Origin of the sequence: Paraburkholderia sp. MM5482-R2, assembly GCF_050436125.1 — a bacterium.
Taxonomy (GTDB): Bacteria; Pseudomonadota; Gammaproteobacteria; order Burkholderiales; family Burkholderiaceae; genus Paraburkholderia; species Paraburkholderia tuberum.
Map to the genome: position 1 here is coordinate 2,728,188 of NZ_JBNDLP010000003.1, position 19,682 is coordinate 2,747,869.

At 62.7% G+C, this 19,682-nt stretch carries 20 protein-coding genes; 8 read left to right on the forward strand and 12 right to left on the reverse strand.

The window, feature by feature from the left end; genetic code table 11:
• Position 1: 1 nt before the first annotated feature.
• Positions 2-1,999: a cytochrome c oxidase subunit I gene (ctaD, locus tag OKW37_RS34500; protein WP_429403606.1), complete on the reverse strand. Its 1,998-nt coding sequence runs from the start codon at positions 1,997-1,999 to the stop codon at positions 2-4.
• 28 nt (positions 2,000-2,027) lie between these two features.
• Positions 2,028-3,089 carry a cytochrome c oxidase subunit II gene (gene coxB / locus OKW37_RS34505; protein ID WP_429403607.1) on the reverse strand — a complete coding sequence of 354 codons (1,062 nt, stop codon included), beginning with the start codon at positions 3,087-3,089 and terminating at the stop codon, positions 2,028-2,030.
• Positions 3,090-3,409: 320 nt separating this feature from the next.
• On the opposite strand from coxB, the gene OKW37_RS34510 reads away from it, so the two are divergent.
• The 4 genes from OKW37_RS34510 (at position 3,410) to OKW37_RS34525 (ending at position 8,028) form a co-directional block, all read left to right on the forward strand.
• Positions 3,410-3,883, forward strand: a complete 474-nt coding sequence (locus tag OKW37_RS34510) for a DUF2778 domain-containing protein (RefSeq protein ID WP_090809145.1) — start codon at positions 3,410-3,412, stop codon at positions 3,881-3,883.
• The gene (locus OKW37_RS34515) at positions 3,880-4,155 is read left to right on the forward strand and encodes a hypothetical protein (protein ID WP_090809143.1); all 276 of its coding nucleotides are present in this window, start codon (positions 3,880-3,882) and stop codon (positions 4,153-4,155) included. The genes OKW37_RS34510 and OKW37_RS34515 overlap by 4 nt, the downstream gene beginning before the upstream one ends.
• A gap of 143 nt (positions 4,156-4,298) precedes the next feature.
• Positions 4,299-4,772: a DUF2778 domain-containing protein gene (locus OKW37_RS34520; protein WP_429403608.1), complete on the forward strand. Its 474-nt coding sequence runs from the start codon at positions 4,299-4,301 to the stop codon at positions 4,770-4,772.
• A 799-nt stretch (positions 4,773-5,571) separates the two neighbouring features.
• Positions 5,572-8,028, forward strand: coding sequence for a penicillin acylase family protein (locus tag OKW37_RS34525; RefSeq protein WP_429403609.1), 2,457 nt, complete (start codon positions 5,572-5,574; stop codon positions 8,026-8,028).
• Between the two features lie 43 nt (positions 8,029-8,071).
• On the opposite strand, the gene OKW37_RS34530 is transcribed toward OKW37_RS34525, so the two are convergent.
• Positions 8,072-9,037, reverse strand: coding sequence for a PDR/VanB family oxidoreductase (locus tag OKW37_RS34530; RefSeq protein WP_429403610.1), 966 nt, complete (start codon positions 9,035-9,037; stop codon positions 8,072-8,074).
• On the reverse strand, positions 9,034-10,119 hold the full coding sequence (locus tag OKW37_RS34535; RefSeq protein ID WP_429403611.1) for a Rieske 2Fe-2S domain-containing protein: 1,086 nt from the start codon (positions 10,117-10,119) through the stop codon (positions 9,034-9,036). Before OKW37_RS34535 ends, OKW37_RS34530 begins: the two co-directional genes overlap by 4 nt.
• A gap of 185 nt (positions 10,120-10,304) precedes the next feature.
• On the opposite strand from OKW37_RS34535, the gene OKW37_RS34540 reads away from it, so the two are divergent.
• Positions 10,305-10,805, forward strand: a complete 501-nt coding sequence (locus tag OKW37_RS34540; RefSeq protein WP_090809135.1) for a MarR family winged helix-turn-helix transcriptional regulator — start codon at positions 10,305-10,307, stop codon at positions 10,803-10,805.
• Positions 10,806-10,827: 22 nt separating this feature from the next.
• On the opposite strand, the gene OKW37_RS34545 is transcribed toward OKW37_RS34540, so the two are convergent.
• Positions 10,828-11,766, reverse strand: a complete 939-nt coding sequence (locus OKW37_RS34545; protein WP_184067402.1) for an NADP-dependent oxidoreductase — start codon at positions 11,764-11,766, stop codon at positions 10,828-10,830.
• A gap of 204 nt (positions 11,767-11,970) precedes the next feature.
• Between OKW37_RS34545 and OKW37_RS34550 the strand changes: the two genes are divergently transcribed.
• Complete coding sequence (locus OKW37_RS34550; protein ID WP_090809131.1) at positions 11,971-12,204, forward strand: DUF2795 domain-containing protein; 234 nt, start codon at positions 11,971-11,973, stop codon at positions 12,202-12,204.
• 62 nt (positions 12,205-12,266) lie between these two features.
• Positions 12,267-13,178, forward strand: coding sequence for a DUF72 domain-containing protein (locus tag OKW37_RS34555; protein WP_429404369.1), 912 nt, complete (start codon positions 12,267-12,269; stop codon positions 13,176-13,178).
• Here OKW37_RS34555 and OKW37_RS34560 read toward each other — a convergent pair.
• The 6 genes from OKW37_RS34560 to OKW37_RS34585 form a co-directional block, all read right to left on the reverse strand.
• Complete coding sequence (locus tag OKW37_RS34560; protein WP_184039215.1) at positions 13,170-13,832, reverse strand: UdgX family uracil-DNA binding protein; 663 nt, start codon at positions 13,830-13,832, stop codon at positions 13,170-13,172. The genes OKW37_RS34555 and OKW37_RS34560 overlap by 9 nt on opposite strands.
• Positions 13,833-13,859: 27 nt before the next feature.
• Positions 13,860-14,012 (reverse strand): DUF6496 domain-containing protein, encoded by a 153-nt coding sequence (locus OKW37_RS34565; RefSeq protein ID WP_429403612.1) that lies wholly within the window; start codon positions 14,010-14,012, stop codon positions 13,860-13,862.
• A 125-nt stretch (positions 14,013-14,137) separates the two neighbouring features.
• Positions 14,138-14,809 carry a hypothetical protein gene (locus OKW37_RS34570; RefSeq protein WP_429403613.1) on the reverse strand — a complete coding sequence of 224 codons (672 nt, stop codon included), beginning with the start codon at positions 14,807-14,809 and terminating at the stop codon, positions 14,138-14,140.
• Positions 14,810-14,817: 8 nt separating this feature from the next.
• Entirely contained in the window at positions 14,818-16,224 is a 1,407-nt protein-coding gene (locus OKW37_RS34575; RefSeq protein ID WP_090809127.1) for a selenium-binding protein SBP56-related protein, read from the reverse strand.
• A 263-nt stretch (positions 16,225-16,487) separates the two neighbouring features.
• Positions 16,488-16,928 carry a zinc-finger-containing protein gene (locus OKW37_RS34580; RefSeq protein WP_429403614.1) on the reverse strand — a complete coding sequence of 147 codons (441 nt, stop codon included), beginning with the start codon at positions 16,926-16,928 and terminating at the stop codon, positions 16,488-16,490.
• A 107-nt stretch (positions 16,929-17,035) separates the two neighbouring features.
• Entirely contained in the window at positions 17,036-17,713 is a 678-nt protein-coding gene (locus OKW37_RS34585) for a DJ-1/PfpI family protein (protein ID WP_429403615.1), read from the reverse strand.
• 160 nt (positions 17,714-17,873) lie between these two features.
• Between OKW37_RS34585 and OKW37_RS34590 the strand changes: the two genes are divergently transcribed.
• On the forward strand, positions 17,874-18,848 hold the full coding sequence (locus OKW37_RS34590; RefSeq protein ID WP_184067387.1) for a GlxA family transcriptional regulator: 975 nt from the start codon (positions 17,874-17,876) through the stop codon (positions 18,846-18,848).
• A 49-nt stretch (positions 18,849-18,897) separates the two neighbouring features.
• Here the strand turns inward: OKW37_RS34590 and OKW37_RS34595 are convergent, their stop codons facing one another.
• Positions 18,898-19,458, reverse strand: a complete 561-nt coding sequence (locus OKW37_RS34595; protein ID WP_184067384.1) for a hypothetical protein — start codon at positions 19,456-19,458, stop codon at positions 18,898-18,900.
• Positions 19,459-19,682: the final 224 nt, after the last annotated feature.

Genomic DNA, 19,682 nt, shown 5'->3' on the forward strand with positions numbered 1-19,682 from the left:
GTCAGCCTCCCGCATCCTCGACCGCGACCGGCTCGCGCTGGATCAGCGCGCGCTCGGGCCACAGCCACGTGATGATCGAGACCGCGCAGCCGGCCAGCATCGCCCCCACGAACACCCAGGCGGTCAACGCGAGCCCCGCGAACAATAGCGCGGCAAAGACCGCGAGCCAGAACGGCGCGTACGAATCTTCGGGCATCTTCAGGATCACGTCGGGACTCGCCTCGAGCGCGGTCGTGCCCAACGCTTCGCGACCTTGCGCGAGCAGATAGCCTTCGTCGAGTTGCGAGCGTGTTTGAACCGCGTCGCCCGGCTCTTCGATCCGGCCTTCCCACAACGGATGCCGGCTCGCGAGCGTCGGCACCACCGCGAAGTTGTACGGCGGCGGCGGCGAGCTGATCGACCATTCGAGCGTCGGCGCGTCCCACGGATTGTTGCCGGCGACCTTTCCGCGCCTCAGGCTCACCGCGATATCGATCAGAAACAGCAGCACGCCGGCCGCAAACAGGAACGAACCGAGCGACGTGACGAGATTCACCGTGTTCCAGCCCATGTCGGCGGGATACGTGTACATGCGGCGCGGCATGCCGAGCAGTCCCGCGATATGCATCGGAAAGAACGCGACGTTGAAGCCGATGAACAGCACCCAGAACGCGAGCTTGCCGAGACGCTCGTTCGTCATCCTGCCGGTGAATTTTGGAAACCAGAAGTAGATGCCGCCGATCACCGGAAATACGTTGATGCCAAGCAGCACGTAGTGCAGATGCGCGACGACGAAGTACGTGTCGGTGAGTTGCCAGTCGAACGGCACCGCGGCCGTCATCACGCCGGAGACGCCGCCGATCACGAACAGCAGCACGAAGCCCGCGAAAAACAGGAACGGCACGCGATACACGGGGCGACCGGTCCAGATCGTCGCGACCCAGGCGAACGTCGCGACCGCGCTCGGCACCGCGATGACCATGCTGGCCGAGCCGAAGAACGACAGCGCGAGCGCGGGGATACCGGTCGCGAACATATGGTGAATCCACACGGCAAAGCCGACCACCATCGTCGCGACCGTCGCCAACGCGACCGGCCCGTAACCGACCAGCGGCCGGCGGCAAAAGACCGGCAACGCATCCGACACGATACCCATGGCCGGCAACACGACCACGTAGACCCACGGGTGCGCGAAAATCCAGAACAGGTGCTGCCAGAGCAGCGGCCGCCCGCTATTGAGCACGTCGAAGAAATGCGTGCCGATGCGGCGGTCCATCCACAGCATCAGAAACGCGAGGCTCACCGACGGCACCGCCAACAGATTGCCGGCCGACGCGGTCAGCGTGCCCCACACGAGCACCGGCACGCGATCGAGCGACATGCCCGGCGCGCGCATCCTCAGCAGCGTGACGACGAAGTTCATCGCGCCGACCGTCGTCGAAATGCCGAGCAGCACCATGCCGAGCGCGTACACGTCGATATTCGGGCCGTTGCTGTACTCGAGGCCGGACAGCGGCACGTAGTTGAACCAGCCGGCGTCGGGCGCCTGGCCCGTCGGAAAACTCGCATACAGGAAGATGCCGGCGAACAGGAACACCCAATACGACAGCGCGTTCAGGCGCGGAAAGGCCATGTCGCGCGCGCCGAGCACGAGCGGCCATAGATAGTTCGAGAAGCCGGACAGAACGGGCAGCGCGTACAGAAAGATCATCGTCAGTCCGTGCATCGTGAACAGCTGGTTGTACTGTTCGGGCGTCAGCACCGTTGCGTTGGGGCGCGCCAGTTGAACGCGCATGATCAGCGCTTCGACGCCGCCCATCAGCAGAAAGATGAACGCGCTCACCAGGTAGCGCAAGCCGATGGTCTTGTGATCGACCGTCGAGAACCAGCCGCGCCAGCCGGGCCGCGACTCCCAGATTTCGCGCAGCCGCTTTTCCTGCTCGCTGCCGGGCTCGACACGGCCGCGCCGCGGCGTGCGGGTCAGCGCGGGTAGCGAAGCGGAAGCGGGATGATCGGACATTGAACGGACTCCTCGAGTGCGATGCGCTTCAATGCAGCGTCGCGAGATACGCCGACAACGCGGCGGCCTCGCTGGTGGTCAGCGCGATACTGGGCATCAATGCATCGGGTTTGATCCGCTGGGCGTGCTCGATCCAGTCGAGCAGATGGTCGGGCGTGTTGCTGAGCGCGCCTGCCGCGATCGTGCGACGCGAACCGAGATGGGTCAGATCGGGCGCCTGCACGCCAGTCGCCTTGGTGCCGCGAATCGTGTGGCAACCGGCGCAGCGCTCCTCGAACAGATGCTGGCCGGCCGCGACGGCCGCGTCGCCCGCGGGCACGGTGGCCGCGCGTCCCTGCGCGTCGCGCCACGCGTTGAACGCCGCGGCGTCCTGCGCGATCACTTCGAACGCCATATGCGCGTGCTGCGCGCCGCAGAACTGCGAGCACTGCCCCCGATAAATACCGGGACGGTCCGCCTGCAGCCACTGCTCGTTGGTTTGGCCTGGAATCGTCTGCGTCTTGCCTGCGAGTTGCGGCACCCAGAATGCGTGCACGACGTCCGCGCTCTTGAGCTGAATCTTCACCGGCTCACCGACCGGAATATGAATCTCGTTCGCCGTGCTGAAGTTGCGGGCGGGGTTCGGATCGTCGCGGTAATCGGCTTTCCACCACCAGTCGTAAGCGGTCACGGTGATCGTCAATTGCGGATCCGACGCGGGCGACGCCACCGATTCGAGCGTGATCAATGCATAGACCAGCATCGCCAACAGCACGACCGACGACACCGCGGTGCCGACGAACACCCAGCGGATGCCGCCGGGCTCGGCGCTCAGCGCATCCGGTTGCGCCGCGGGACGCTTGCGGACCATCGCGCCGATCAACAGGCCGGCGACGATCAGCGTGACCAGCGTCACGATCGCGGTGAAAACCCAGCCGAGGTACAGCGTCGGACGAGCCGCCGGGCCAGCCGCATGCAGGAAGTAGTTCAGCGGCGCCACCGTGTTCGCGTGTGCGGAGTTGGCGAAACCGATAGCCAGCGCCGGTAACAATCTGACGCTGCCGCGCGTGACGCGCCGGCCTGACGTTCTGGATGCTTCCGCTGCTGCCACTGAGAACCCCGCTGACAGTGATGACCTTTCGACACGCGCCGTCGCCTGCGAACGAGGCGACGTCCGAGCACATCAGCAAAAATCAGACCGCGTCTGCCGAGGTGCGGGCGTGAGGTTCGCGCTGACTTGAATAGGTCAGCAGAAGGTTGCATTCGCTCGGTTATGCGAACGCGTAGACGAGCTGCTGCGTAGGCAGGAATGGTTGCTGCAGAAATTTTTTCAATAATGGCCTTCTCAAAATAAATTGCCTTTAAAATGGCCGCGCGGCATAACTGAACTATTTTTCTTATATCACACTTGTCAGTCGATATGGAGGACTGATGCTTCAATGCTCATTCAAACTGAATAATAAGCCAATGAGCGAATTTCGGATTGGCGCGCTAGCGTTTCCCGCATACTCTGGGCAGGAAGGTTATATCAATAGGGCGGCTGGAATGTGCACGCCGAAGTATGGCGCCATTCCCGTCGGCAGGTATTATATTTTTGACCGAAGGTCCGGAGGCATTCTTGGGCCATGGAAAGATCAGCTTAACCTGAATGGCAATAACAAGAGCGAATGGTTCGCGCTCCACGCTATCGACGGTGATATTGACGACGACAAACTCTTATGCGACGGAATCATTCGCGGCCGATTCCGATTGCATCCAAAGGGAAGATTGGGGAAAAGCGAGGGCTGCATAACTATCGATCAACTCGCGGACTGGCGTCATATCCGTTCAATACTAACCGATACGCCGAAAGTTTCAGTTCCCGGTTCGGAACTTAAAGCGTACGGTGAAGTGATGGTGAGATGAGAAAGCTCCTAATCTGCCTCGCGGTCGGTTTCGGCTTACTGCTCGCAATCTTTGCCAATGCGCTGTGGTGGATGATGAATCCCGAAGCGCCCTTGAACTTTTCGAACCCGATATGGAAATTGGCGGTTCGTCTGTATGGGGTCAAGACGGCATATCAAGAATCCGACTTGGCCTTCCTCATGTCGTCGGCCGCAATCGTGCTAGGGTTCGCCGCAGCTGTGCTGGTTTTCCGGCGGAGCAGGAAGCGTGGTCAGCGAAAGCTTGACGACTAGCCATCTCACGGTGGAAATAATCGCTGTTGGCGCGGAAATCTTTTTTAATAGTGGTTTTCTCAAAATAAATCGCCTTTAAAATGGCCGTACGGCATCACTGAACTATTTCTTGTTTCACTCTTTCCAGTCGATATGGAGGACTGATGCTTCAATGCTCATTCAAACTGAATAATAAACCGATGAGCGAATTTCGGATTGGCGCACTATCGTTTTCTGCTTACTCCGGGCAGCAAGGTTATATCAATAAGGTGGCTCTAACGTGCACGCCGGTCTTCGGCGCCATACCGGTCGGCAGATACTATCTTTTTGATCGGAGATCGGGCGGGAAGCTCGGCCCGTGGGAAGATGCGCTCAACCTGAACGGCAATAACAAGAGCGAATGGTTTGCGCTCCATGCAATCGACGGGAATATCGACGATGACTCGGTCCTTTGCGATAACATCGTTCGCGGCCAGTTTCGTTTGCATCCAAAGGGGAGATTCGGTAGGAGCGAGGGGTGCATAACGATCGACCTGCAAAGTGATTGGCAGCGTATCCGCTCGATACTCACCGATACACCGAAAGTATCAGTACCCGGGTCTGAACTTAAAGCGTACGGCGTAGTGACGGTGGCATGAAAACAATCCTGCTCTGTCTAGCTGTCGGCATAGCTTTCGTGCTCGCAATCTCTGCTAATGCAGTCTGGTGGATTTGGCATCCGGATACGCCCTTGAACTTTTCGAACCCGATATGGAAATGGGCGGTTCGTATGTATGGGGTCAAGACGGCGTATCAAGAATCCGACTTGGCCTTCCTCATATCGTCGGCTGCAATCGCGCTAGGGTTCGCCGCAGCTGTGCTGGTTTTCCGGCGGAGCAGGAAGCGTGGTCAGCGAAAGCTTGACGACTAGCCCTCTCCCGGTGGAAATAATCGCTGTCTCAGCACCAAAACCTGCGCCTGAAGCCCGCCGCCCAGCGGGTTTCGCGCGGCTAGCTCCGCTCGCACGTCCGGTCGCCCAGCCTTGAAAACCGTGTCATGCCATTGACGGCGCCCAGCGCTTTCGGCAAGGCTTCTTGCACTCGTCGACTGAGAACATTCTTCAAGGCAGTTTTGCCTTGGCACGGTCCCACCATGACGGCGGTAGCTCAATTTCTCCGTCGTCGCCTTCCGCCGATGTGTCGTATGTCAGAGAGTCCTCTGTCCAGAACAGCCGGATTCGTCCGGGATATCGATATACTCGCTCGGCGAGCAATTCTGTTGTAGTAGCGCGGTAGAGCCTCAAGGCGATCCGGTCGCGAGGCAGATATGCATACCGGGCGATGTATTTCCCGTCATCTGATATCAGAGCACGCCCAAACGGGGCGTCCATTCACAATCTTCCTTGACGCCGAGCGACACGCCCGTCACCGCTCAACGTTCGCCCAACCACAAAAGGCCATGCGTTCGAACGTCTCTCTGCTCCGCCGCCTCGCCGCCCTGCTGATCGCCCTGCCCGTCGCCGCCGCTCTGCCAAGCTGCGCGAGTCCCGATGCGGACAACGTCGCGCACACCGGCCCGTATCGCGCCGACATCCGCCGCACCGCGCTCGGCATTCCGCACATCAACGCCGACAACTGGGGCAGCCTCGGCTACGGATACGGCTACGCACAGGCGCAAGACGATCTGTGCACGATGGCCGAAAGCTTCGTCACCTATCGCGGCGAACGCTCGCGCTTCTTCGGCGCCGACGCGCGGCCCACGCTCGGCGCGACGTTCGGCCAGCCCGACAATCTCAATTCGGATTTCTTCTTCCGTTTCATCGTCGACGATGCGACCGTCGCGCGTTACCGCAAAAGCCAGACCGACGACATGCGCGCGTTGATCGACGGCTTCGTCGCCGGCTATAACCGCTACGTCGCCGATCTCGCGCACGGGGATTTCCCGGGCGCGCATGCGGCCTGCCGCGCCGCGCCGTGGCTCGGCAAGATCAGCAACGCGGACTTGTACCGGCGTCAGATCGCGGCGAATCTGGCCGGTGGCGAGGCGCGCTTCATCAACGCGATCGCGACCGCGCAACCGCCCCAGCCGATGCCGGTGCCGCCGCAAAGCGCGTTGCACGACGACGCCCCCGTCGACCCACCGCTCGCCGAATTCGGCGGCCATGCGGGCATCGGCAGCAACGCTCTCGCGTTCGGCGCGGACGCGACGCACACCGGCAGCGCGCTGCTGCTCGGCAATCCGCACTGGTTCTGGACCGGCCCCGATCGCTTCTACCAGGCTCAACTCACTATTCCTGGCAAGCTGAACGTCAGCGGCGTGTCGTTTCTCGGTGTACCGCTGATCATGATCGGCTTCAACGACAACGTCGCCTGGACCCATACCGTCTCCACCGCGAAGCGCTTCGGCCTCTTCAAGCTGACGCTCGAACCTGGCGCGCCAACCCGGTATCAGGTCGACGGCAACAGCGAAGCGATGACGCCGACGCGCGTGAACGTCGAGGTACGCGCCGCCGACGGTTCAATGCATACCGTGTCGCGCACGCTGTATCGTTCGCGCTTCGGAGCGCTGGTCAATCTCGGCGCGATGTCGCCCGCGCTCGCGTGGAATGCGCAGCAGGCGTTCGCGCTGCGCGATATCAATACCGACAACTTCCGCGTGTTCGAAAACTTCCGCGCATGGAATCAGGCGGCCTCGCTCGACGATTTCATCGCCATCCAGAAGAAGAACGCGGCGGTGCCATGGGTCAACACGCTCGCGATCGGCCGTGACGATCCACGCGTCTGGTACGCCGATATCGGCGCGACCCCGGACGTGCCCGACGAACTCACGCAGCGTTGCACGCCGCCGGTCGGCCGGGCACTGGCGCGGATCATGCCCGGCGTGCCGGTCCTCGACGGTTCGCGCAACGACTGCGACTGGCGCGACGAGCCCGGCGCGGTACAGCATCATGCGTTGCCGGTCGCGCAGATGCCGTCGCTGCTTCGGCGCGACTATGTCGGCAATTTCAACGACAGTTACTGGCTCAGCAACCCGGCCGAACCGATGACCGGTTACGCGAAGATCATCGGTGCGACCGCGACGCCGCAGACGCTGCGCACGCGACTGGGCCATACGATCGCGGCGCAATTGCAGAGCGATCCGCATGGCGTTTGCGCCGATGCGCTCGGTCACGCTGCGCTCGACAGCCGCTCGATGTCGGCGTTGCTGTTCAAGCAACCCGTGCTCGACCGTCTGTGCGGCAGCGACACGCTCGCGGCCCTGCCGGCCGACCCGAACGCCGACCCGCAGCGCGCGGCGTGCAGGGTTCTCGCCGCATGGGACGATACGGCCGCAGCCGACGCAGTGGGGGCAACCTTGTGGGACGAACTGTGGCGACGTCTGCTGACGATACCGCCCGCGCAGCTATACGCGGTACCGTTCGATCCCGCGAAGCCGTTGACCACACCCGCGGGCATCGCCGCCGATCCGGCGCAGCTCGCCGCCGCGCTGCATGACGCGCTCGCGGCACTGCAACGCGCCGGCATAGCGATCGATGCACCGCGCAGCGCGGCGCTCTACGTGCAACGCAACGACGAGCGCATTGCGCTATTCGGGGGTTGCGACGCGGGCGGCTATTTCACCTCGGCGTGTGCCGCGCATCCCTTCGATGCGAGCGGCTATTCGATGAACGTCAAGCCAATGGGCGACACCTATCTGCAGATAGTGTCGTTCGCCGGCGCTCAGGTGATCGCGCGCACGCTGCTCGCACCGTCAGAATCGGATGACCCGGCGTCGCCGCACTATGCCGACGGGACGCGCGATTACGCGGCCCAACGCTGGACGTTTATTCCGTTCTCCGAAGAAGCGATTGCGCACGATCCGGCGTTGAGTGTGCGCACGGTAAGTTCGTCGGATTCTGAGGGAAAAGCGCAATAAATAAGCGGTACGACGGGCATCAGGCCCGTCGTACCGCAGAAAATCACAGATCGAGCACCAGCAGCGGCGATTTCGCGCGCGAGCAGCACGGCAGGAACTGATCGTTTGCCGCGCGTTCCTCATCGGTCAGATACGAATCCAGATGATCCGGCTCACCGGACAGCACCCGCGTCAAACAGGTACCGCACACGCCCTGCTCGCACGACGTGATCACTTCGACGCCATGCGCGGCCAGCGCCTGCACGACCGTGCATTCGGGCGGCACGTCGATCGTCGCGCCGCTGCTCGCGATGCGTACCTGGAAGCTGCCGCCCGTCGCCGCCTGATTCGCGGCCGCGCCGAAGAACTCGTAGTGCAGCCTGTTTTCCGGCCAGCCCTTCGCACGCGCGGTCTCGAGCACGAAGTCCATGAAGCCGCGCGGACCGCAGACATACAGGTGGGTGCCGGCCGGCGCATCGCTGAGCGTCTGCTCGATATCGAACGTCGAGCCGCCCGGATGGTCATCGTGATGAAGCTGGACCGACTTCGCGAAGCCAGCTTGTGCGAGACGCTCGACGAACGCCGTGCGTTTCTTCGAGCGCGTGCAGTAGTGCATGTCGAACGAAGCGCCCGTGGCGGCAAGCCGCTCGGCCATGCAAAGAATCGGCGTGACGCCGATCCCGCCCGCGAGCAGCAGATGATGAGCCGCATCGTCAGCGAGCGCGAAATGATTGCGCGGCGCGCTGATCTGCAGGCGATCGCCTTCGCGGACCAGATCGTGCACCGCTTTCGATCCGCCGCGTCCCCCTTCGTCGCGCAGCACCGCGATCAGATAGCGATGCGTTTCGCGCGGATCGTTGCACAACGAGTACTGACGCACGAGCCCGTTTGGCAAATGCACGTCGACGTGCGAGCCGGCGTCGAACGCCGGCAACGCCTGAGCGTTTTCGCTCGCGAGTTCGAAGCTCGCGATACCGAGCGCTTCGTCGCGCCGGCGCGCCACCACCACATTCAGCACGGGATGATTCATGTCGCCGTCCGCACGGGAATGACGCGCGTCACTTCAGCCTGCGGCGCGCCCGTCTCCGCGCGTTCCTGCGCGACGAGCCGATCGATCACGCGACGCGACATCACGCCGCCCGCATCGATATTGAGTTTCAGCAGATTGCGCTCGGGCCAGCGCAACAGGTTCTGCTGCTGACGTTCGAGCATCTCCAGATCTTCACTGAAAATCTTGCCCTGCCCTTCGCGGATACTCGCGGTCAGCGCCGCATCGTCGGGACGGAAATTGCGCGCCATGCCCCAGAAATACCAGATCGAGGTTTCCGTTTCCGGCGTGATGAAATCCACCACGATCGACGACGCTTTCTGGTCGGCCGGCGCGTGATAGCCGCCATGCCCGGCATGCGCGACGCCTACCTCGATCAGCACGTGACTCGGCGGCGTGAAGTGGCAGATCTGCCAACGGTCGACGGGCACGTCGTCGGCGAGACCATTGCCGCGCAACGCCATCTTCCAGAACGGCGGCGCCGCGACGTTTTCCATGAAACGGCTCGTGCGCACGGTATCGCCTTCGGCCACGGTTTTGGGCGCGGCCTCGTCGATTTCCTTTTGCCCGATGCTGTTCGCGTGCACATAGGTCTCGTGCGTCAGATCCATCAGGTTGTCGATCATTAGCCGGTAATCGCAGCGGATGTGATAAAGACCGCCGCCGTACGCCCATTCGGCACTCTCGGCCCACTCCAGATGATGCAGCTTGGCGGCATCGGCCTGCGCCGCATCGCCGGGCCACACCCAGACGAAGCCATAGCGCTCGATCGCTGGATAGTTGCGAATCGATGGAAAGCCGTTGACGCGTTGCCCCGGCATGCCGGTCGCCTTGCCCTGACAGCCCATTTCGAGGCCGTGATAGCCGCACACGAGCGTGCCATCGCGCACGAAACCGAGCGACAGCGGCGCGCCGCGATGCGGACAGAAGTCTTCGAGCGCCACCACGGCGCCTTCCGCGTTGCGATAGAAAACCATCGGCTCGCCGCAGATCTGCCGGCCGAGCGGCTTATCCGCGACTTCATCGGGCACACATGCGACGTACCACGCGTTCTTGGGAAACATGTCAGTCTCACTCCCTGGATTATTCATGGATTGCATTCAGCCTACTCATTGAGATTCAGTGTACTCAATGCGTCTTTAATGATTAAATGAAGGTTTTCCCCTAGACGAACTTTCAATCAGGTAACACGAACGCCGGTTCGCCATTTCCATTCGCAACGAAAAGGCGCGAGGTCTTCAGAACTAATATGGTCACTTCAACCGATACCAGCACTTCCGCGATCAGCATCGATCTGTACGACCAGCCCGGCCATTTGATCCGACGCGCGCATCAGATTTCGGTGTCCATGTTTCATGATCTGATCGGACGCGAGGTGACGCCCGTTCAGTATGCGGTGCTCAGAATGCTGCAGGAATTGCCCGGACTCGATCAGGTCACGCTCGCGCAGCGAGTCGGCCTCGACACGTCGACCACCGCCGATATCGCGGTACGGCTCGAAGCGAAAGGCTGGATCGTGCGCGAAGTTCTGCCGCGCCGCCAGCGTCGTCTATTGCTGACGCCGGCTGGAGAGCAGTTGCTCGATGAATTGATCCCCGGCGTCAACGCGCTCAATCACGGCCTGCTCGACGGGATGGGAGACGAGGATGCGCGAGAGCTATTGAGACTGTTGAGAAAGTTCGTGCATCTGAATAACGATCAGAGCCGCGCGCCGCTGCGCAGCGCGAGCGACGACGCGAATCCGAACTAGCAGACAGCGCGCGCTCTCCGTACTACGACGCCACCTCCACCACGATCTTGCCGCGCACATGGCCTTTCGCGAGCCGTTCCAGCGCCCTGGCCGTCGCATCGAACGCAAACCGTTCGGCGACCACGACACGCACGCTGCCCTTGTCGAGCAACGACGCGATCTCCGTCAATTGCCGGCCGTCGGGTCGCGCGGTATAACGCGTGGCCCGTGCGCCATGGTTCGACGCCTCGGTCTGCGACGGCTCGTTGAGCGTCGAGACCAGCGCGCCACCGGTCGCCACGGCCGACCACGAGCGGCGCTGCGTATCGCCGCCGATCAGATCGAACACGAGGTCGATGTCGCGCGCGACGTCTTCGAAGCGCTGCGCGTGATAGTCGATCACGCGATCCGCACCGAGCGAGCGCACGAACTCGATGCCGTCGCCGGACGCCGTAGCGTACACTTGCGCGCCCTTCTGCTTGGCGAACTGCACGGCGAAATGTCCAACGCCGCCCGCGCCCGCATGGATCAGCACGCGGCCGCCGGCTTCGAGGCAGCCGTGATCGAACAGGCCCTGCCATGCGGTCAACGCGGCGAGCGGCACGGCGCCCGCGGACCCCACATCGAGTTTTTCCGGCGCATGCGCTAACGCGCTCGCGGACACGACGACGAATTCCGCGTACGCACCCTGTCCCTGGCCAACGAAGCCATACACCTGCTCGCCCGCGCGCCATTGCCCAACGCCCTCGCCGACCCGTTCGACCACTCCGGAAAAATCGCGCCCCAGCGTATAGGGCAGTTTCTCTTCACGAATCAACGGGTACTGGCCCGAGCGCGTCTTCAGGTCCACCGGATTGGCGCTGGCCGCGCGCACGCGCACCAGCACCTGGCCGGCGCCAGGCTCGGGGATCTCGATCTTCTCGGCCTTGAACACCTCGGGACCGCCGAAGCGGTGAATGCGATAGGCGAGCATCGTGCTCATGATGGCCTGCTCCTCGAAAGGTCCTGTGTCAGCGGCGCTACTTTGCCGGCTGCGCGCAATTCGCGTTCCTCATCGCTGGGTTCTTTTCCATTCGCACGACGTGCGTCGCTGGAAAACTCAACACGAGCCCGCGCGCTGAGGCACGAGATATGCGACACATAGCAGTAGGCGCGCAGTCGTGATGTACTCATTCAAGGAGGAACCATGTCACAGCACCCCGCCCATTCCCAGGATCACCGCCACCCCGGTCAGCCGAATCCCGCTGACGTCGAAAAAGCAATCAGTGGTGTGAATTACCCGACCACACGCGAAAAGCTGGCCGCGCAGGCGCGCAAAAATCAGGCGAATACCGACATCGTCGATCTGGTCGACCGTCTGCCCGATCACAATTTCGACAGCCCGGCCGCGGTCGCGAAGCAAATCGCGCGTATTCAATGACGCTACGATCCGTCGAGTCGGAGCCGGACGCCGAACCCCATTCCGCCGGACTCGACGCGCGAATGAAGAAAACCGGCGATGTACGTATCGGCATTTCCGGCTGGCGCTACCAAGGTTGGCGCGGCAGCTTTTACCCAGAGGATCTCAAACATGCAGCGGAATTACAGTACGCGTCGGCGCTATTCGGCACGATCGAAATCAACGGCACGCATTACAGCCTTCAATCGCTCGATAGCTGGCAGCGTTGGTACGCGCAAACGCCTGACGGCTTCGTGTTTGGCATCAAAGGCGCGCGCTATCTGACTCATATGCTGCGGTTTCGCGATGCGAGCGCACGTGTCGGCATCGCGAACTTCTTCGCGCAGGGGCTGCTCGCGTTGAACGAAAAGCTTGGTCCGATCCTATGGCAATTTCCGCCGTCGTTCCGATTCGAGCCCGAGGCAATGGAGCGCTTTCTGAGCGTGTTGCCGTCCGACATCGCGAGCGCATCGGCGCTGGCGAAGCAACATGATGCGCGTGTCAAGACGCCTTATGTCGCCATCGATCGCAAGCGGAAGTTGCGCCACGCGGTCGAAGTGCGCCACGCGAGCTTTGTCGATCCGGCGTTCGTGACCTTGCTTCGGCATTACGGGGTCGCGCTCGTCGTTTCAGATTCCACCGAACCGTGGCCCGTCGCCGAAGATCTGACGGCGGACTTCGTCTATATTCGCCTGCACGGCAGCGAAGCCAAATACTCGGGTGCGTATGGGGACCACGCTCTGCAACGATGGGCCGAGCGAATCGATGCATGGCGCCGCGGCTCCCAGCCTGCCGACGCGCGATTGATCGCGCCGCAACTCCGGCCGCCTCGCCGAGCCGCGCGAGACGTCTACTGCTACTTCGACAACGATGTAAAAGCTCGGGCGCCGTTCGACGCACAACGATTGATGAAAGGCCTCGGATTACGAGCGACGCACGTGCCGGCGTCATCCTGAGCGCTTGCCGCCGTGGGCCAGCTTCTGTGCGGTTCGCAACGCTGCGACGATTCGCTCGTACACCTCGCGACGCGTTTCAGGGTCCGGCGCGCGCAGCGCAAACGACGGATGGTACGTCGCGACCACGCGTTGCTCGCCGCGCTCGAGCGTTTTGTCGAACGCGTCCTGCAAGCGCGCGTGCGAGTCGTGAACAACCGCTTTCAACGCGGTCGCGCCCAGTGCCACGACCACGCGCACATGCGGCATGTCGAGCTCCTGCTCGAGCCAGTAGCCGCAAGCATCCACTTCACGCTGAGCGGGCGTTTTGTGCAAGCGACGCTTGCCGCGCGCGATCCACTTGAAATGCTTGACGGCGTTCGTCACGTAGACGTCGTTACGCTTGACGCCCGCTTCTTCGAGCGCGCTGTCGAGCAACGCGCCGGCAGGCCCGACGAAGGGCTTGCCCTGCAGATCTTCCATGTCGCCGGGTTGCTCGCCGACCAGCACGATCGACGCATGCCGCTGCCCTTCGCCGGGCACGGCCTGAGTCGCATTGCGCCAGAGCGCGCAACGGCGGCAATCGTCGAGCTTCGCCGGATGCTGATCGGGTTCGACATCCGCTGGCTCCGATTGCGGGTCGCCATGCGCGCGCTTTTTCTGCGGCCTGTCGGTCATGGGTACGACCGCGCGTGCTGAAGCAGCTTATTTCTCACTCTTCTTCGGAATCTTCGCGCCCGACTTGCGCGCCTGATTCAACGCGATCGCGACAGCCTGCTTGTGCGGCTTGCCCTGCTTCGACTCGGTCTTGATGTTGTGCGACACGGTCTCTTTCGATGTACCTTTCTTCAGCGGCATGATCTTCTCCGGGTGTAGATGACGAGAGGAAAAATCAGGACCCGCACGGAATGGCGTCCCTGCCCGAAGCTACGCAGCATATGCTGTGCCCGGGAGCCTCATAGGCCGGATCGGCCGCGTCGAAATCAACCGGAAACGCCCGCTGCCACCGCGTTCAACGCCAGCGACACGCCGCCCACCAGAATCAGACTCGACGCCCATACCGCATCGAGATTGAACCAGCTGCGCGACACGAACCTGAGCCCGAGGTAGCGATAAACGAGCCATGCGAGCACGCCGCCGGCCATCGTCATCGCGGCCGCATGCACCGCGGAGACCGACAGCGCCATGCGCAGACTCGTTTCGATCAGCGTTTGGGCGGCTTGGTGCGCGCTGTCGATTGCTTCTGCGCGGCACAGACCGAGGTAGATCGGCACCAGCATCAAGCCAGCGCCGTGCGCGATCGCCACCGCGAACGACCAGAGCGCGAGCCGCGACGGCGGAATTCTCGCCAGTACGCGCGGATGGCGCCGGCGCATCAGCAACACCAGACCGAAGCCGATCACCAGCACGCTCGCGCCGATCTGCATCTGACGCTGCCACGCGAGCACGCTGGCCAGCATCGCGAACGGCAGCATCATCAGCAATATGGCGAGCGCGTGCCCCGCCGCGAGATAAAGAAGCGCTACGACCAGCGCTTGCGAGCGCCGCTGCATCAGCGCGTTCGACACCGCGAGCGGCCACCCCATCGCCGGATTGAGTCCGTGATACACACCGCTCGCGAGGACGGCCAGCCACAGTGCCGCTTGCGGCGACACCGCGCCGCTCAAACGCCCACCGAGGGATAGCAGAACGAATCGGTCGAGCAGTCGCCGCCTTCGAGGCGAATCTGGTGCGCGCGATAGCCGGCGGGAAACTCGACGAAGTAATCTTCGGCGAGCTCGAGACCGCCATTGGGCTCGGCATGCGCCATGACTTGCACGCCGGGCACACCATCCGGGTAGAACTGGTCGTCCCACGTCGAATAGAGCGAGTTGGTCCAGTAGATGCGCTTGCCGTCGCGACTGATCTCGACCATCTGCGGACCGCCGGCGAAAGCCTTGCCGTTCGGATGCGGCGCGCAATGTTCGATTCCACCGATGCGCACCGAGCCCGTCAATTTCGGCTTGCGCGGTTCGCTCACGTCGTACTGGCGCATCTCGCCGGTGCCCCAGCAGGAGACGTAGAGGAATTTATCGTCGATCGAAAGATCGATGTCGGTGACGAGCGGCGGCACCGCGCCGAAACCTTGCAGCAGCGGCGGCAACTCGTCGGCATGCGCGGGCTCCGGTGGAATGGTCGCGGTCTTCTCGATGTGGAAGTGGCCGCCTTCGCGCCACCAGGTCCAGATCGACCCTTCCAGATTCGTCGTATCGACCACGACGCCGATAAAGCCGTACTCGCGGCTCGGGTCGTGCGCGGGCCGCACTTCGAGCGCCATCTGATGATTCGCGCCGAGATCGAGCGTCTGCACGTTGCGCCTCGCGCGCAGATCCCAGCAGTGCACGCGGTGGCCGTATTTGTTCGCGAGCAGGTCTTCGGGCACGATGCCGTTTTCGAATTGCGGCGGCAGCGCCCATTCGGTCGACACCATGTAGTCGCGCGGCAGATTCCACCAGAAGTCGTAATGCTTTTCCTGCGCGCCGCGCTCGATTTCCCAGCGGCCCAGCACCTCGAATGTTTGGCAGTCCATGATGAAGATTCCGGGCGGCCCGTCGGTGCCGTCCTTGCCACCACCGCCGAGCGTGCTCACGTAGATGCCCTCCGGTCCGCAATGCACGGTGTGCGGACGCGAATAGCCGGTCTTGCGGAAAATTTCCTCCGGCTCGATGATCTTGTGAATCTTCGCCTGGGTCGGATGCGGCTTCGTATCGACGATATAGATGCGCGACGAGCGCATGCCCGGAATGATCAGATAGCGACGTTCCAGAAACGCGTGGCCCGTCAACGGCGACAACGCGGACGAACACGCGTTCCAGCCGAAGTGATGGAATTCGTCGCCCTTGTTCGGCACCGGCACCGTGTGGACCACCTGGCTATAAGTCGGCGAACCGGGCTTCACGTCGATCACGGCGAGCGCGTCGGGCTGCGAGGAGTCCGGACTTAGCAGCACCGTGTACGCGTATTCTTCCGCCGGCGCATCCATCGCGAGCTTCGGCGATGCATGAAAGGTAGGATCGGGGCGCATTCTCATGACGGCACTCTCCCTGTCGTTCGAACGGTTCTGAACGGAAGCCCGGCCCGCCAAAAATCGAACCAGCGCGTAACTTTAGATTTGTAGTTCACGATAGCGACGGACGCAACCGGAAATATGCACCCGAACGCAGGTTCGATCCGACTGCCGGGCCGCATCGCACGAGAACTGCCAATTTGGGGGGGTGAAGAGGCGCGGGGAAGGCGGTATGGCGGGGTGGTATTGGAGGAATGAAAGGATGCTAATCGCTTGGGGATATCACGCTATCTCGCACGCCGAGCCTCGACAAAGGCCTCGACATAACGCAGCGCCTGTTCGCACTGCTCGGGCGTGAACGCGTGAATGCTCGCCGGAACCGGATCGAAGCCAAGCTCGGTCGCGACCCACCGGATCGCTCTCGCGCGGGCTTCGAACGCGTTGACACCATCGCGGCGCACCTTCCCGGCAACGAGCGGTTCGAGCGCATCGTGCAGCTTGCTCTTCGACTCGCGCAACGTTGCGTCGGCGAGGCGGCCGAGCGGCAGGTTGTGTTTGCTGCGCGAATAAACGCCGATCCACGCCTGACATGCGGTGCAGATCCACAGCGGCCCTTGATCGCTGCGATAGGGGTAGGACTCGTCGCCGTAACGCGCGAGCAACGCACGGTTGCCGCAGTAGTCGCATGACGGCTGCGGCAGTGCCTTGACGGGCTTGCCTACGCGCATGGGGAGTGCCCCGGGGAAAATTCGCCGTACTTCATCGCATCGATCCGACTGGCGGAAACGGGTAGAGCCACACAGTTTAATGGAATGCCCGTACCCGCATGCAAGACTTAGCTTCTCTGCGCGATCTCCATCACCACCCGGCGCCGCGCGGCCAAGCCTTCCGCCGACCGTCGCCGGACCAGTTCCACCACCGCTTGCGGCGCCAACGCCGGATCTCCCGCGTCGAACGGCGGGGCTGGCGCGTATTCGAGTTCGAGCTGGATCGCCTGCGCCTCTTCTGCGCCCGCCAGTTCGGCCGCGACGGTCAACCCGAAATCGATGCCCGCCGTCACGCCGCCGCCGGTAATCAGATTGCCATCGCGGACCACACGCGCATGTGTCGGTATCGCGCCGAGCGGTTCAAGCAGCGAGTGAAACGCCCAGTGAGTCGTCGCGCGCCGCCCGCGCAGCAAGCCGGCCGCGCCAAGCAGCAACGCGCCGGTGCAGACCGACGTCACGTAGCGCGCGCTGGCGGCCTGTCGGCAAACGAAGTCGATCGTTTGCTCGTCTTGCAACAGGTCGGTCACGCCGCTTCCGCCTGGCACACAGATCACGTCGAGCGGCGGGCAGTTTTCGTAGGTCGTGCTCGGCGTCAGCACGAGCCCGTTACTCGACACCACGGGCTCCCGTGTCTTCCAGATCAGATGCATCGTGGCGCCCGGCAACGATGCAAGTACGTCGTGCGGGCCAGTCAGATCGAGTTGCTGTACTTTCGGAAACACCAGAAAACCGATTTGCAGGTTCATAGGGATACCTTATTCAGGGAGAAATAGAAACGCGCGATCCGCCGCGTCTTCCAGGTGGACGAATTGATTCTATGCGCGTAGGCTTTGGCAAGACTGCCATTAACCCCAGTTTTTCTGCCACGCGCGCGCGCTCCCTCTTACAGCCCCTGTTACACACGATATGTCCAGCGCTCCCCCCTCCATCGTGCTGCTCGCCTTCCCCAACATGCAACTGCTCGACGTCAGCGGTCCGCTGCAGGTATTTGCGTCCGCCAATGAGCTCGTCGCGCAGCGTGGGCTCGACGAACTCTACTCACCCCGCGTCGTGGCAGCCGAAGCCGGGCCCGTCACGTCGTCGTCGGGACTTGCGGTACTCGCCGGTTCGCTACGCTCGGTGAAAGCGCCGGTCGATACGCTGATCGTCCCGGGCGGCTGGGGGATTCGTCAGGCATCGGCCGATCAGCGTCTGATCCGCTGGACGCAGCGCCATGCGCCGCATTGCAGACGCGTTGCCTCGGTCTGCTCGGGCGCGTTCCTGCTCGCCGAGGCGGGACTGCTCGACGGCCGCCGCGTCGCCACACATTGGGGGCGTTGCGACGAACTCGCGCAGGCGTATCCGCAACTGCGCGTCGAAGCCGATCCAATCTTTATTCGCGACGGGGCTATCTGGACATCGGCGGGCGTCACCGCCGGCATCGACCTCGCGCTGGCCATGCTCGAAGAGGATCACGGGCGCGCGTTGGCGCTCGATGTCGCGCGCGAGCTCGTCGTGTTTCTGAAGCGGCCGGGGGGTCAGTCGCAGTTCAGCGCGACGCTGTCGCTGCAACATGCCGACGACCGTTTCGGCGAATTGCATACATGGATGACGTCGCATCTCGCATCCGACCTGTCGGTACCCGCGCTCGCGCGACGGCTTCATATGAGCGAGCGCAGCTTCATGCGCCACTACAAGGCGCAAACGGGCCGCACGCCGGCCCGCGCGGTCGAGCAGTTGCGCATCGAAGCGGCACAGCGCTTGCTCAGCGAGACATCCTGGTCGATCAAACGAATCGCGGCGCGGTGTGGATTCGGCAGCGAGGAAACGATGCGCTGCAGCTTCGTGCGTCAGCTGCGCGTGGCGCCGCAGGTGTATCGCGAGCGCTTTTCGTCGACGTGACTCGTCGACGTGACTCGTCGACGTGAAATGCGCGGCCCTCCGACATCACTCAGTAGCGACGTTTGACGATCAGCGTCGCGCCCGTATCGTGAGAATGCAGAACCGCGACGCGCGCGGTGCCGGAGAACACCCAGTCGTCGATCGTCAAGGACAAGCGTCGCTGCGGTGACTCGCCTATCGACAACACTGAACTGTTCATCTGAACGATGGACAATTGCGGCGCGGTAGATGGACCCAGATGCAGAGGATTCGAGGCATTTTGCGCGGCAGGTTTTGCGCCCGGTTCGGACACCGGTGCGAACTCCGGTCCGGACGACACCAATGCCTTCGCAGTGCCGAGCTGGACATCGCGCGTCACGTCCACACTATAGTAATTCTCCATTTGCGCGAAGAACGGCTTGCCCTGATCCCCGTGATACTCCATCGCATAGCGCTGCTGCTCGAAGTAGTGCCGAGGCTCGGGAATCGGCGGCACGACTTCGACGGGCGACGCGACGATGTTGGCGACCATCATCGCTTGCGGCACATCGCCGAAGGGGCCGCCCGCAAACGCGTAGCCGCTCATCAAGACGAGTACCGCTCCGACAATCCTCTCGTTTTGGCACGTCATCGCATGCCTCCAGTGAAGGAATTGAAATGTCACATGACACGGCGCTCCCGTCGAACCGAGCGCCTTGCAGCGTCGCTTGCACTCAGACATTGTAGTCAGTCATTGGCGTACTGGTAGGCCAAAGTGTTAGGTATCTCGCGAGTGTGGCGAGCGCATGCGGCTTCGCGACTCAGCGCTGGAGTCGACGTCGAAGTGGACCGATTGAGAATGATTCCTGGCAACGC